Genomic DNA, 16,285 nt, shown 5'->3' on the forward strand with positions numbered 1-16,285 from the left:
AATCATAAAACTAGCCTATATTTATTCTTTTTGGTTAAAAATATTCCATGATTTTTCCTTTTTTATTATAATTTTGTATTAGTGGATTATTGAATAAACTGTTATTTTTTATCAATTTTTTCTTAATATTAAGTATTATGGTTGAGTATTTAGTGTAAAGTTTGTATGATTAAGGTAAGTGTGCTTAATTTTATCATTTTGTTATATCTTTATAACAATATATCTTATAATGTAAGAGTTAATTGTATATTTCTTTTTCCTGAAAAGTCTTAATTAACAAGTGACTATTAATTGTTCTAGAAAATTGATTTACTGAGAAATGGTTATATTTAAGAGTTATTGGTTATATTTTGTTTTATCTGGATTATTGCGTGTTATATTAATTATCTTGTTTTTATGAGTAAGATTTTTATTAATATATAACTTAAAATAATTATAGTAGTATATGTTCATTATGTATGTTCAATTGAATGAAAATTACTAAATATTATGTAATTTGGAAGGGTGGTACTGTTGTTAGATTATATTGATTATGATAGGGAAAGTCCTTTTGTGCCTGGAAAACCTGCTCCTCCTGATTTGTTCATAGGACGTAGAAATACCATTACAAAAATTTTAAGAAATATACCTAAAGTTAAAAAAGGGAATACACAACATTTTTTTTTAACAGGAAAAAGAAGAATGGGCAAAACCTCAGTAACAGAGTATATTAAAAGATATGTTAAAAATAATTATGATATATTCGGAGCTTACGTATCTAATAAAGGTAATAATTCAGTAGAAACATTAACTTCCATGATTATTGAATCTATTTTTAATGAAATGCCTCAAGATTCCTTGGCAAAAAAAGTTAAAAAATGCTTTGGAGATCATGTTGAAAGTATTGAAGTTAAAGGTAATAAAATTAATATTAAAGCTGATGATTTACTGGAAAAATCATTTAAGGATAAATTTCCTGAACATCTATCCGAAATATATGAAAGAGAATTATCCGAGGAATATGCTGGTTTACTGATTATTATAGATGATATAAAATGGATTATCTGAATCAAAAGAGTTCGTAGATTGGTATAAGAAATTTGCTGATACAATAGCTGTGAACTATGATAATTTACCATTATATTTCTTACTAGCAGGGTATCCTGAAAAATTTGAAAATATGGTTCAACAAGAAGAATCATTCGGAAGTATATTTCACTATGATTACATTGATGCTTTAACAGATGAGGAAGTATCTTCATTTTTTGAAAGCTTGTTTAACCAGGAAGGATATGAGATTAAAAAAGAAGCTTTAAACTACATGGTTAAATATTCATCAGGATTACCCTTATTAATGCAGCAAATAGGAGACTCAATATTTTGGGAATGTGAAACAACATTTATTGATGAAAATATTGCAATAAATGGTATTTTTAAAGCTGCTGATGAAATTGGAAATAAACAGATAAAACCTGTTCTAAGTCAAATTCAAAGTGAAAATTATGAACCCTTACTCGAAAAACTAGTTGAATTAGAACTTAGTTCATTTAAACGATCAGAACTAATTAAAATAATGAAAAATACATCAGAAAATGTGATAAAAAATTTCTTATATAAAATGGTGGATTTAGGCATATTTGAACAGGTAGGTCATAAAAATAGTGGCTTATATAAATTTAGTAACACATTATATTATATGTATTTTTTAATCAAGAAATTTAAAAAAGATCAAATGAGATAATAAGTTCACATACCCTTCTACACACATCCCTTTTTTGTATAAATTTTATTCAAATATTGCTGAAAGAGAAAAATAAGCATATATTTCAATAAAACAAGAACTATCTTTCAACATTAAAAAGATTAGGAAAATTTAATCCAAACTAAAACATGATATTTTTAAATAAACTTATTAGGGAGAATTATTTAAGTAAATAATTGTACTTAAATAAAGAGACTTAATGTAATTTTATATAAGAATAGGGATTATGAAAATATATTATATTAAATAAAATATTTCAAGACAATACATTCTAATATGGCTTGTCGAAGGAATGTTTCCCATAACCAATTAGTTTTTAAGTATATTTAAATAGGATAACATATATTAAGTTAATATAAAACATTATATTTTTAGAGGTGAAATATTATGGCTGAAGGTAGAATGATTACTATTCAATCCAATTTATGTCCCTTTATTGTTGATGTTCCTAGTTATGTGAAGGATAATAATAAAGTAGATGTTGTAGATATTAAATTACAAATTTTACTAAAAAAATGTATTGACTTGTTAAACAACCCCTTAATTTCAAATACTACAATTGATGAAAATGAAAAATATTTCTTCGAATCAGTAATAAATATGTCCGATTACATTATGAATAATGATAAAACAGATCAAAATGTGACTTTTCTTTATGATCTATTAATATCCTTTTTTGATTTTGTTGAAAAAATAATACAACATCATAACAAGTTAATAAAACAGGATAGGTATACCCAATTATTTGATGAATACAATTCATTATTAATATCCCAAGAAGAGCTATTTAACAAAGAAATAATTTGTGAAGATCCTGAACCATCAGAAGAGTATTTTAACAAACTTGATACTGAAAATAAAGAGTATACTTCTTTTGAAAGTTTTGATGAATTAAAACAATATATTGATGGTGAATAAAAATATGAAGATTTATTATGGTAATTTAGCTTTATCATTTTTCAAGAAAAAAAATAAAATGTTAATTAATAGAATTCTAAAGAAAATAAAATATATTAGTCAAAATCCTTATGAAAATTTTCCAGTTTTAAAAGGGAAAATAAACAATTAAAAAAAGTGAGAGTTGGACAATATAGAATAATTTTTGAAATAACTGAGGAGAGTCTTATTATTAAAGATATTAATCATAGAAGAAATATCTATGAAAAATATTAATCATAACCATAGTCATATCATATCAAGTGTATATTTAAGTAAAGTATTATGAGAACCATTTATCCATAGGGTTAACTATTCATCAGAAAAATGTGATAAAAAAATTTCTTATATAAAATGGTGGATAATGGCATATTTGAACAGGTAGGTCATAAAAATAGTGGCTTATATAAATTTAGTAACACATTATATTACAGGCATTTCTTGATCAAGAAATTTAAAAAAGAGTAAATGACATAATAAGTACACATACCCTTCTACACACATCTTTTTTTATAATTTTTTTCAAGTATTGTTGAAAGAGAAAATTGAGATATATGAAAAAGTTATTTAATCAATTCTTTTGCTTTGTGTATAAATTCTTCGGTTTGTTATAATTTTAAAGTGATAGTCTTTATTTAATAAATTAGAACAAATCTTTAATTAAAAAGGAGTTTTATAAAATATTTTATTGGAAAAATATTTTATTCAATAGAATGAATAAAAAACATACCTATTTTATTCTATGAAATGAATAAAAATTTATTTATAAAATAAAAAAAAAGTAAATGATTAATTACTTAAATATATACATACTTTTTCGAGAAAAGAAGAATTAAATAAATTTGATAAATTAAAAATATTATATAATAAATGTTATAATAACTTTTTAGATAAAAATTATTATATACATAATATATTTTTAAACCTGAACCCAATATTAAAACATGCTTATTTTAAATTAAGGAGAATGTTGTGTATGGGATATAAATTATGTTTTCATCTTTTATTATAGAATCTGTTTTATCTGAGATTATTATTCCAATATCAGCATTATACTTTTTAATTGCTGATTTGATTTGTTTTTTATTTTTTTTACCTATTCCCACTTCTATGGGTACTGGTTTGTTTGTTAAATCTTTGATTATGAAGTCTACTCCCCCTTTTTTAGGATCATAATATATTTCTATACTGTCTCCGTGTTGTTTTATTAATTTAAAAAGTGTTGATGCTATATAATTTTCCAGTAAAATTCCAAGGTATTGTTTGTAATTGCTGGCCACATCTCCTTTCATTAAGAAAAAAGATGCTTTTATTTGTGTGGACAGAAAATAATATTCTTTTGATTTTTTTTCTCGTTTAGATGTTGAACCATATGCTTCAATAGGGAATATGAGTTGTGTTTTTTCTAATATTTCCAGTATATTTTTAACTGTATTTTTATCTATATCTAAGTTGCTTGCTAGGTTATTATTGGATAGTGTTCCAGGTTTTTGTTTTGCAATGATATTTATTAAGCTTAATGCAGAAGTTATTGTTTTAGTATTGAAAGAATCAATTAATAGCATGTCTCTTTCTATTACCCTGTCTTTTATTTCTGAAGTCTCTTTAATGAGATCTATATGTTTTTTATATAACCCGAAGGGTAAATCACCGTATTGTATGAAAGTTTCCCATTCTTTTTTCAAGTCATTTGGCAATTTTTGAGCTATGTTAATTTGAAATGCTTTTTCTATTTTTGTGATTTTATGTGTATTTGGTGAAAATAACATTTCATATATTGTTTCTTCCATATTATAAGAAAAATCTAAATTGTATTTTATATTAAGGTATTCCTGGAAGTTTAAGGGATATATTTCTTTTTTAATAGAACGTCTTGCCATATCTGCATTCATTTCTAAATTTAATGCATTTGATCCTGTGAATATTGTAAAGACATTTACATTTTCATCAAAGACTATTTTTCCTGCAGATGCCCAATTAGGATCATATTGTGATTCATCTACAAAAATAAATAATGCTTCATCGGTGAATTGGTATTTTTCGTTTATTATCTTTATAAAAACATCAAAGAATTTCAGTAAGTTTAGATTAGGTTCATCTTTTAATCTTTCTAAATCTAAGTATAGTACTTTTGTTGATTCAATATTTTTAGTATTTATAAGATAATCATATAATTGGTATAATATTGTTGTTTTTCCTACTCCCCTAAGTCCCGGCATTACAAAGAATTTATCAGTATTTATTTCATTTAAGAAGTTATCAATGTATTCTTTCATTTCGAAATATTCTTTTCTTTGTCTTAGATATTTATATTCGTATTTTAATTTTGATTCTATTAATTTTGGATTGCTATTTATAAGATTTAATATGTAAGTTCTAATTTCAAATTCATCCATATTATACCACCTATTATTATTGTTTGTTATTACACAATAAAATAATTTAGTGAAAAAAATCACCAAAAATATTAACAATTAGTGAAAAAAATCACCAAAAAAATATTGTTATCGCCAAAAATCTAATTTTAGATAATACAGTCCTCAAGCAAATTTCCATAAAATTACTCTTTTTCTGCATTTTAATAGGATTCAATTTGAAAATAAAATATCCAATAAACCATTAAATTGCTTCTTAGAAAGCCCACGAACAAGAATACTCTTAGTCAAACACAAATTATCATCAACACACATAACAAATAACTAAAAAAAAATTCACCCCTTATTATTCCACTTTTATAAAAAAAAATCATAAAAGAGTAAACAATAACATAAAATATAAAATATACTTATAATTTATAAAATTATTGAATAAACTTATGATTTTATAATAATATTCTATACAAATACATATATAAATGTAATCCAGACATGATAACAAATAAAAGGGGGGAACTGATAACTAATATAAATCCCATAATTAAATACATATAAAATAAACAAAAAAATGTCAAAATGATAAAAAGTATTACAAAAAGACAAAAAAAGATAATTTTGTCAGATACTCATACTTTAAAAAATTTAAAATTGCGCATTGATTAACCGATTCATAAGGTGTTCTGGTTTGTATTATTTATTATTATAGTATGGCAAATGTTTTTGATGGTATGTATATTATGTTATCCTTTTTTTCTATTTTTTGTGATGTATTTGATATTATTATCCCATATTCTGCATTATATGTGTCTATTGCTGTTGTAATCTGTTTTTTATCCTTTTTTCCTTTTCCTACTTCTATTGGTATTGCATTATTGAATTCTTCTTTTATTATGAAATCTACATTGATTTTATTTGAATCATAGAATAAATTATAATATCCATAACTTTTTTCGCATATTTCATGTAGTTTTGATGCAGTCATGTTTTCTAATAATATTCCTTCATATTTTTCTTTGTTTCTATAGTTATGCCCAGTTTTTTTAGATAATACATGTTTGATACTACTGGTTGCAAAATAGTATTTCCACGGTTTCCTACTTTTTCTAGAAGAGTTACCATATGCTTCACAATGAAAAATTAGATGAGTGGTTTCCAGTACTTTTAATATGTTTTCAACATTTGTTGCTGATGTTTTTAAATATTTGGATATTTTATTGTAGGATACATCTGCTGATTCCTGTAATGAAAGGTATCTTAATATTCTATTGGCATTTATCTGATTTTCTAATGTGAAATTTTTAATTTGAATCATGTCCGTGTTGATTACTTTATTTGTCATTTCTTCAATTTTATTGATTATTAGGTTATTGTCTTCTTCATTATAGTATGCGGGGAAACCGCCATATAAGAGGTAATCGTACCAGTCATTTCCAGAGTAGTTTTGATTTTTCAGTATTGTGTTTGTTCCTTTTTCTTCAATTTTTTTGGCTTCTTCTATTTTAGCATTAAATAATAACTCTTTTAATGCTTTTTTTGTTTGATCAATTTCTATTCCATATTTTAGTTTTAAGTGGTGTGCATATGTTAATGGTGGAATAGCTTGTTTACATGTTCTTCTGGCTGTATCTGCATTATATTCTAAGTTTAGAGCTGATGAACCTGTAAATATCATGAATATGTTTGGTGTTTTATCATATAATATTTTTCCTGCTATTGCCCAATTTTTATCATATTGTGCTTCGTCTATTAATAAGTAAATTTTCTTGTTTAGAGTACTTATACTCGTATTATGGAAATTGTTTATGTATTGTTCAATTAAGTTAACTATGTTGCAGTCTGTTATATAATTTAGGTTTTCAGTAGAAAAATATAATATGTTATGATGGGGTATGTTTTTTGTATAAAATAAATATTCATATATTTGATATAGGAGTGTGGTCTTCCCTACTCCTCTAATCCCAGGCATTACTATAAGTCGGTTTATGCTTTCTTTTTCTTGAAATTGGTCAATGTATTTGATTATTTGATAATATTCGTTTCGGTGGGTAAACTTATGGTTATTGTTTTTGGTTAATCTTTTAACATATTCGGGCATTATATTTATTTGTTCTTCTAGAAAATTATTTAATATGTCCTCTTTATTTTTTGTCATATGTATTTCTCTCAATAATGTTTTCTTAAAAAGAATAATTTATAAAAATATTTGTTTAAAACAATATTTTTTTTACAAAAATATTTTTATAAAATTCATACTATGATACACAAATATTTGTGTAAAGTATTATATATAATTTATAATCAGGATGTCCATCAAAACTTATTTCCTCATCAAATAAGTTCAAATTTATTATATGATACTTTTATAATTGTACTTAATTACATATTCATTTTAAAACACCAATTGGTATGACTTTAACACCATCTTCTCGTGTATATGCCATTTGTCCCCCTGTGATAACTGCTAAAAAACTAGGTTCTTCCAATTCTATTTTATTATTTTTAACACTCTCTTTAATTAATCTTTTTAATTTTAATAAGTTTTGTGCACCCTTATCTATTTCTTTATTTCCTAATTTGAATTCTATCAGAGCATATCTGCCATCATTTAAATATATAACTGCATCAGCTTCAAGTCCACCATCATCATTATAGTATAATATTTCCCCACCTACTTTGCTAGAATATACTAATAAGTCCCGTATGCATAGATTTTCAAATATGAATCCAAATGTTTCAAAGTCTTTTAATAATTTTTCAGGTGTTAGATTAAGACTTGCTACGGCTATTGATGGATCAATAAATTCTTTTTTGTATGATTTTCGGATAGTGTTAACTGACCTGATATTTGGAGACCATGCAGGAATATTTTGTATAACATATAATTTTTCTAGTGCATCAATGTATGAATTATATGTAGGTAATGAAATGTCACCGTATTCTGTTTTAACATCTTTCATAAGTGTTTTCTTAGTTGCTAATGTTGATATATTTCGAGAATATGATTTTAGGATTGCTTTTACTCTTTGTGGGCTACGTTTAATTCCATCAATTTCTGACACGTCAGTGTTACAGATTATGTCAATATAATCAGATACTATTGCTAGTTGGTATTTTTTATTTTTTTTTGTTAATGATTCCGGCCATCCACCTCGACAAGTTGCAAATATTAATTCCTTAATTGTTAAATTTGACGTGATTCCATCTATGTTTAATGTATTATTATTAAATAAATCCATTAAGGATATTTTTCCGGTTGATTCTCCACTTTCGTACAAACTCATAGGGCGCATGACTATTCTTTTAATTCTACCTGCTCCGGAATGCATTATTTTATTTTCATCTACTATTGTTGAACCAGTCAATATGTACAGGCCATCTTCATCAGATTCATCAACTAAATATCTGACTGTGTCCCATAGTTCTGGTGCCATTTGCCATTCATCTATTAATAATGGTTTTTCATCATTTAATAATTCTATTGGATTTGTGTCTGCAAGTTTTAAATATGATTTACCATATATTGGATGTTGTAATTCTCTTATGCTTTTTGATTGTTGTTTTGCTGTTGTGGTTTTACCGCACCATTTTGGACCAGTGATTAATACTGCACCCATATATTCTAATGATTCTTTTAGTTCTTGATCAGTGTACCTGGGCAGATATTTTTTCATAATATCACATCTATTTCGTACTTTTCATCCTATTTATTTTATACTTTTCACCACATTTATTTTATACTTTTCATCAAGAATATATATTCATCATAGAAAGTAGGTCGAAGATGAAAGAAGGAAAGATGTTTCAATCTTTCAAACAAGCAATTGGAATTACTTTAACCCCATCCTTACGAGTATATGCAAAACCACTACCTGTTATTACAGCTAAAAAACTTGGTTCAGGGATATGTGTTTCTCCTTTTTCTTTTTTATCAATGATTATTGACTTTAATTTAAGTAAATTCTTTGCACCTTTATCAATTTCCCTAGTTCCAAGTTTGAATTCAATCAAAGCATAGTTTCCATCATCTAACTCCAAAACACAATCAGCTTCTAAACCATATTTATCATTATAATAACGAACAACCCCATCCAAACTAGTGGAATAAACTCTTAAATCCCTTACACATAATGTTTCAAATATAAATCCTAATGTTTCAAAGTCATTTAATAACTTTTCAGGACTTAAATTTAAGCTTGCCACAGCAATTGATGGATCTATAAATTCTTTTTTATGTGTTTTTCTCATTGCTGAAGCAGAACGGATATTGGGAGTCCATGCTTCAACATTATAAATCAAGAATATTTTTTTAAATGCCTCCAAATATCTGTAATATGTTTTTTCATCAATAGATCGGAAATTAGCTGTTATATCCTTAAGAATTGTTTTATCTGTAGCTAAAGTTGATATGTTCCTAGCATAAGATTTTAATATTTGTTTTGCTATATTTGAATCCCTTTTAACCCCATCTACCCGTGAAATATCACTATTACATATGACATCAATATACGATTTTGCTACACGCAATTTACTTTTTCTTTTATTTTTAGTTGTGATTATAGGCCAACCTCCACGACAAATAGCAAATATTAATTCTTCAAATGATAAATTAGAAGTTATACCATCAATATTTAAATCCGGGTTATGGAATAGGTCCTTTAAGGATATTAAACCATTTGATTCTCTGCTTTCATATAAACTCATCGGCATCATTAACATCCTATGAATTCTACCTGCTCCTGAATGTTGTATTTCTTCTTCATTAACAACTGTTGAACCGGTTAGAATATAATTACCCATTGTTCCCAAATCATCAACACTATTGCGTACCATATCCCAAATCATAGGAATTACTTGCCATTCATCAATCAATCTTGGTTTGTCTCCATCAAGCAGTTTTTGGGGATTAAATTCTGCAATTTGATAATAATATTCTTTTCGATTTGACTCAAGTTTTATGATACTTTTAGCTTGTTGTTTGGCAGATGTTGTTTTTCCACACCATTTTGGACCAACAATTAAAATAGCACCCATATCTTCAAGATACTCCTCTATTTCTTTATCAATAATTCTTGGATAATATTCATTCAATTATTAAACACCCCTTTTAAAATAATAATTAGTTATATATTTGTCATTTTGATGATGATATTTTCATAGATTAAATTTAACATTTTACATACATATATTTAACAATTATACATAGATATATTTAACCATTTAAATACTCTTATTTGACTATATCTTGTTTTTGAGAAGATTTTAAAAATTTAATCCCAAAATTTTACCAAAAACAATCCCAAAATTTTACCAAAAACAATCCCAAAATTTTACCAAAAACAATCCCAAAATTTTACCAAAAACAATCCCAAAATTTTACCAAAAACAATCCCAAAATTTTACCAAAAACAATCCCAAAATTTTACCAAAAACAATCCCAAAATTTTACTTGAAACAGTATCCCAATATATAAAAAACAATTTTAGAATAAACAAAACAATCAGACATTAACATCAACAGGAGAACATTGACAAAAAACTAATAATTAGTTTAATGAAAGTAAATCAATAATTGAACTGTATGCTTTAATTATATCCAATATTCTAGTAATAAAAAACTATGAATAGAGAATATTTAGATATAATATGAAAAGAGATTGAGTTATAGGAGATAATTATAAACTTCATCATAAATATGACTTAAACTAATTTGTATTTTTTTCGTTATAGTACAGTATAACGAAACACAATTTTTAAAAAAATAATTAAAAAAATAAAAAATATTATAATAAATAACGAGAATAATAGAAAAAAAAGTAATACTTAAATAATAAATTTAATAAAAGTAATAGTAGTGATTATTTAAATCATTATCCTGACAGGATTTTACATAGCTGGAAGTAATAGATTGTTAGAACTAAACTTGGAGAACGTAAAACTAACTTACACTCCAATTTTTTTTTATAAAAATATTTCTAAATGGTGTCTATACCATGAAAAAAGAGCATTGCTATGCCACTATAAAAATGACCCAGCCGTAAAAATGCTTAATGGAAGCTTATTTTCTTTCTTCCATTTCCTGTCCAAGGAGGTGAATAATATGTTCAAAGAAATAGTACTAATATTAATAGTACTAAATCTTGGAGCATTTGAGTTCTTCTTAAGACTCATTTGTTTTAAGATAAACATGTTTTCATTCCAACTCTAATAAAATATGAAAACATTTAACAGTGGAAAGCAAAAAGCTCATATTGGCTAGATGCCACATATACCACGTTACATAATAATATGTAACCTCTGGTATATAAACCTTTAACTATTTTTAAAACAAGAGGAAAATATGATTAACCCTATTTATTTAGAGAAAAATAAACTTATTTATTTAATAATCTACCAAAAAAATTTTACTCTAATAATATTATGAAAAATAGAAATTTAATAAAAACTAATAGTAGTGATTAATTAAATCATCATCCTGACAGGATTTTACATAACTGGAAGTAGTAAATTGTTAGAACTAAACTTGGAGAACGTAAAACTAACTTACACTCCAATTTTTTTTTATAAAAATATTTCTAAATGGTGTCTATACCATGAAAAAAGAGCATTGCTATGCCACTATAAAAATGACCCAGCCGTAAAAATGCTTAATGGAAGCTTATTTTCTTTCTTCCATTTCCTGTCCAAGGAGGTGAAAATATGTTCAAAGAAATAGTACTACTATCAATAGTACTAAATCTTGGAGCATTTGAGTTCTTCTTAAGACTCATCTGTTTTAAGATCAACATGTTTTCATCACATTTCTAAACCAATATGAAAACATTTAACAGTGAAAAGCAAAAAGCTCATACGGGCCAATTGCCATATACCCTGTCACATAATAATATGTAACCTCTGGTATATAAACCTTTAACTATTTTTAAAAACAAGCAAAAAACATGATTAACCATAATTATTATAAGTAATATAACAAAAATTTATCCTAATGAAATTATATGAAAAATTTCCAGTTTACATCATATAAGATTATACTCTCTTCTTATCAGCACCATTTATGGGAATAGTTCCAAATCAGAATTCATATATAATCATTAAACTTATTAAAAAATAACAATATAATATATATTAAGAATAAATCCTAATTTAATAAATTAATAATAAAAAATTTTAATTAAAACAATAAAACCAGGAAAGGTGAAATGATGGAAAAATGTGTACTAGCATTTAGTGGAGGATTAGACACATCAGTATGTGTAAAACTCCTAGAAGAAAAATATGATATGGAAGTTATAACAGCTTGTGTAGATGTAGGTCAACCAGAAGATGAAATAAAAAGACCACAAGAAGCTGCAGAAAAAATAGGTTCAAGTAAACATTATACAATTGATGCAAAAGATGAATTTGCAAAAGATTACGCATTCAGATGTATAAAAACAAATGCATTATATGAAGGATATCCACTCAGTACAGCATTTGCAAGACCACTTATTGCTAAAAAAATTGTTGAAATCGCAGAAAAAGAAAATGCTACAACAATTGCTCATGGCTGTACAGGTAAAGGAAATGATCAGTTCAGATTTGAAGCAACAATCCGTTCAGAATCAGACTTCAACATTGTTGCACCTGTAAGAGATTATAATCTAACACGTACTGAAGAACAGGAATATGCAAGAGAACATGGAATACCATTACCATCCGAGAAAATTTACAGTATCGATGAAAACATTTGGGGAAGATCCATTGAGGGAGGATTACTGGAAGATCCTGCTACACCAGGTCCTGAAGATATTTATGCTTGGACTAAATCAACAATAGATGCACCTGATGAACCACAAATTGTGAAAATAGAATTTGTGAATGGTGAACCAGTAAAACTTGATGATGAAGAATTAAATCCTGTAAGTTTAATCAGAAAAGCAAATGAAATTGCTGGTGAACATGGTATTGGAAGAATTGACATGATTGAAGACAGAATAATTGGTCTTAAATCACGTGAAAACTATGAAACACCTGGTGCAATATTATTAATTACTGCTCATTCTGCATTAGAAAAACTCATATTCAGTCGTGAAGAAATCAAGTTCTGTGAAAGATTAAGTGAAAAATATGCAGAACTTGTTTATAATGGTTTATGGAATGAGCCATTAAGAGAAGATTTAGATGTGATTAATGATCATATGCAAAAAAGAGTTAATGGTGTTGTAGAAGTAAGATTACATAAAGGTTCCATGAAAGTTATCACTAAACAATCACCATGTGCATTATACAATGAAGAAACTGTATCCTTTGATGATAAAGAGTTAATTGATCAAAGAGAAATGATTGGTATGGTTAAATACCATGACATTCAAGGTGCAGAATATCATAAAGTTTGTAAAAGAAACTAAGTTCTCACATTTTTAATCCCCAACTATTTTTTTTAATTTTTTTTTGTTACAAAGTTTTTGAGTTATTTTCCAATAGTAACGGAAACATATTTCTGATTAGTATTAGAAAATTAATAAAAAAACATCATTTTATTAATGAATTATATAAAATAAATAGCAGATATGAAATAGAATATTATTAAATGTTTAATATTATTAATATTAACAAAGTATATTAATTAATAATGATAAATCATGATATATAAAGTGAATAAAATTCACAAAAAAATATTTTAAAATATTTATATAAACAGGAGAAAATAAAATGAATGATTTATTTGATTTAAAAGGACAAGTAGCATTAGTAAGTGGAGCATCATCCGGTATTGGAGTAGACATGGCAAAAGCATACGCAAGATACGGAGCAAACATCGTAGTAACCGGAAGAAGAAAAGAAAGATTAGATCAAGTAGCAGAAGAAATCAAAGAAATCGGAGTAGACTGCATAGGAGTAGTATGTGACGTAACAGACACAGAAAGTGTAGACAACTGTGTAAAAGAAGTAATGGACCACTTCGGAAGAATCGACATCCTCCACAACAACGCAGGATACGGAGCAACCAAAGAAGCAGAACTCTTAACAGACGATGAATGGAACAAAACAGTAGACGTAGACCTCACAGGTACATTCAAAATGTCAAGAGCAGTAGCACGTGAAGCAATGATACCACAAAAATACGGACGTATCATAAACACCGCATCAATGTTCGGATTAGTAGGAACAATGGCAACACCAACCTCACCATACGCAGCAGCAAAAGGTGGAGTAGTAAACCTCACAAGACAATTAGCAGCTGAATGGGCAAAATACAACATCACCGTAAACGCAATCTGTCCAGGTACATTCCCAACAGAATTAACCCGTTCAACAATCGACAACGACGAATACAAAGCATATACAAAAACAGTAGTACCAGTAGGAAGATCCGGTGTTGACGGAGAACTAGATTCAACAGTAGTATACTTAGCATCACCTAAATCAAGTTACGTAACTGGTCAAGCTATCGCAGTAGATGGTGGATACACCTGTATATAAGTAGGATTCTCCTCTTATATTAATTTTTTTTTAATAAACTAAGCTCCAAAAAAAAACTAGAACAAATACTAATTCTAAAAAAAAATAATCATAAAAAAAATAGTTAAAAAAGATAGATTTTAAAATCTACTAGTTAATAAGACCCTGTTGTCTTAAATATTCAGTGAAAGAAACTTTTTCTTCACCAGAATCTTCAGATTCATCTACAGTATCTTCAACTTCCTCTTCAGCAGTTTCTTCAACCTCTTCTTCAGCAGCTGCTTCAACTTCCTCACCAGTAGTTTCTTCAACCTCTTCTTCAGCAATTTCTTCAACTTCTTCGTTTTCTGGTTCAGAAGGTTCTTCTTCTATTTTTCCTTCTGCCTTGAGTTCATCAATTTTTTCAAGTATTTCTTCAGCTGCCTGAGCTATAGGGTCAGTTACCTGGGATACTGGTGGTGCATATGAGAATTCCATTGATACAACATCATCACATGTGAGTTTTTGTGACATTATTGCTGTCATTGTATCTACTCTTTCTGCTACTGCTTCCTGGCCGAACATTTGACATCCAATTATTGTTCCATCTGTTTTTGCTATGAGTTTGATGTGTAATGGTTTACTTCCAGGATAGTATCTTGCTCTGCTTAGTGAGTCAATACTGCTTATAACAACATCTATGCCTTTTTTCTCTGCTTCTTGTTGTGTGATTCCTACTGCTCCCATTTCCATGTTACCAATTTGTGATACTGTTGAGTTTAGTACTGGTTGGAAGTCTATTTCGTGTCCTGCTAGGTTTTTTGCAAGGATTATTCCCTGTCTTACTGCGGTTGTTCCTAGTGGTGAGAGGGTTATTTCTCCTGTAATTGCATTTGTTACTTCCACACAATCTCCTGCAGCGTATACGTTTGGTACGGTTGTTTCCATGTGTGGGGTTACTTTTATTGCGAATTGTCCTAGTTCACATCCTATGCTTTCTGCTAGTTCTGTTTGTGGTCTTACCCCGGTGGATAGTATTACCATATCTGCTGGTTTTTCTTCTCCATCTATTGTTACTGATTCTACTTTTGTTTCCCCGTTTATTGATTGTACTGCTGATCCTGTTAGTATTTCTATGTTGTTGCTTTGTAGGTGTTCTTGGAATTTGTCTGACATTTCTTGGTCGAATGATCTTGGGAATAATTGTGGCATCATTTCAGCGATGGTTACGTTGATTCCTTTGTTTGCTAGTTCTGATCCTAGTTCTAATCCGATTGCTCCTCCACCGACTAGTGTTACGTTTTTACAGTTTTGTGAGTATGCTAGGATTTCTTCTCCGTCTTCTACTGTTCTGACTTTGAATACTCCTTCCAGGTCTTTTCCTGGTATTGGTGGTATTAATGGTTTTCCTCCTGTTGCGATTACGAGTTTATCGTATTTGAGGTTTTGTTTGTTTCCTTTTTTGTCTTCGTAGGTTAGTTCTGTGATGTCATTGTTGATTTCGACTACCTGGGTTTCTGTGAATATTTTTATGTTTTTTCTCAGGTAGTCTGTTGGTTTGTGCATTATGATATCTTCGAATGTGTCTATGTGTCCACCTATTACGTATGGTATTGCACATGGAGAGTATGCTACATGTTTTTGTGTTGTAAATACTATTATTTGTGATTCTTCATCATATTTTCTTATATTTGATGCGGCAGTTAATCCTGATGCTCCTGCCCCGATTATTACTATATTCAAGGGATTCACCTGTGTACAAAATTCTATTGTTAATATATATTTAATTTATAATTATTATATTTTGGTTTGTTTTT

General features: G+C 27.5%; 10 protein-coding genes. 5 read left to right on the forward strand and 5 right to left on the reverse strand.

All coding sequences use genetic code 11. The annotated features are described in order from the left end of the window. Positions 1-513: 513 nt before the first annotated feature. From PXD04_RS22020 to PXD04_RS22030, 3 genes are all read left to right on the forward strand, one after another. A complete protein-coding gene (locus tag PXD04_RS22020; RefSeq protein ID WP_323736947.1) occupies positions 514-1,047 on the forward strand; it encodes an ATP-binding protein in 534 nt (177 codons plus the stop codon). A gap of 49 nt (positions 1,048-1,096) precedes the next feature. Then, positions 1,097-1,720: a hypothetical protein gene (locus PXD04_RS22025; protein ID WP_323736948.1), complete on the forward strand. Its 624-nt coding sequence runs from the start codon at positions 1,097-1,099 to the stop codon at positions 1,718-1,720. Positions 1,721-2,128: 408 nt separating this feature from the next. Beyond that, the gene (locus tag PXD04_RS22030) at positions 2,129-2,659 is read left to right on the forward strand and encodes a hypothetical protein (RefSeq protein ID WP_323736949.1); all 531 of its coding nucleotides are present in this window, start codon (positions 2,129-2,131) and stop codon (positions 2,657-2,659) included. Positions 2,660-3,630: 971 nt separating this feature from the next. Here PXD04_RS22030 and PXD04_RS22035 read toward each other — a convergent pair. From PXD04_RS22035 to PXD04_RS22050, 4 genes are all read right to left on the reverse strand, one after another. Continuing rightward, the gene (locus PXD04_RS22035) at positions 3,631-5,073 is read right to left on the reverse strand and encodes an ATP-binding protein (RefSeq protein ID WP_323736950.1); all 1,443 of its coding nucleotides are present in this window, start codon (positions 5,071-5,073) and stop codon (positions 3,631-3,633) included. Positions 5,074-5,752: 679 nt separating this feature from the next. Then, positions 5,753-7,204: an ATP-binding protein gene (locus PXD04_RS22040; protein WP_323736951.1), complete on the reverse strand. Its 1,452-nt coding sequence runs from the start codon at positions 7,202-7,204 to the stop codon at positions 5,753-5,755. 232 nt (positions 7,205-7,436) lie between these two features. Beyond that, positions 7,437-8,723, reverse strand: a complete 1,287-nt coding sequence (locus PXD04_RS22045; protein WP_323736952.1) for an ATP-binding protein — start codon at positions 8,721-8,723, stop codon at positions 7,437-7,439. A gap of 130 nt (positions 8,724-8,853) precedes the next feature. After that, positions 8,854-10,140: an ATP-binding protein gene (locus PXD04_RS22050; RefSeq protein WP_409988260.1), complete on the reverse strand. Its 1,287-nt coding sequence runs from the start codon at positions 10,138-10,140 to the stop codon at positions 8,854-8,856. A gap of 2,110 nt (positions 10,141-12,250) precedes the next feature. Here PXD04_RS22050 and PXD04_RS22055 point away from each other — a divergent pair. Together PXD04_RS22055 and PXD04_RS22060 are read left to right on the forward strand one after the other, a co-directional pair. Next, a complete protein-coding gene (locus PXD04_RS22055; RefSeq protein ID WP_323737406.1) occupies positions 12,251-13,435 on the forward strand; it encodes an argininosuccinate synthase in 1,185 nt (394 codons plus the stop codon). 304 nt (positions 13,436-13,739) lie between these two features. Further along, entirely contained in the window at positions 13,740-14,510 is a 771-nt protein-coding gene (locus tag PXD04_RS22060; RefSeq protein ID WP_323736953.1) for an SDR family NAD(P)-dependent oxidoreductase, read from the forward strand. Positions 14,511-14,639: 129 nt separating this feature from the next. On the opposite strand, the gene PXD04_RS22065 is transcribed toward PXD04_RS22060, so the two are convergent. Further along, complete coding sequence (locus tag PXD04_RS22065) at positions 14,640-16,211, reverse strand: NAD(P)/FAD-dependent oxidoreductase (protein ID WP_323736954.1); 1,572 nt, start codon at positions 16,209-16,211, stop codon at positions 14,640-14,642. Positions 16,212-16,285: the final 74 nt, after the last annotated feature.

It is taken from the genome of Methanosphaera sp. ISO3-F5, from assembly GCF_034480035.2.
Lineage (GTDB): Archaea > Methanobacteriota > Methanobacteria > Methanobacteriales > Methanobacteriaceae > Methanosphaera.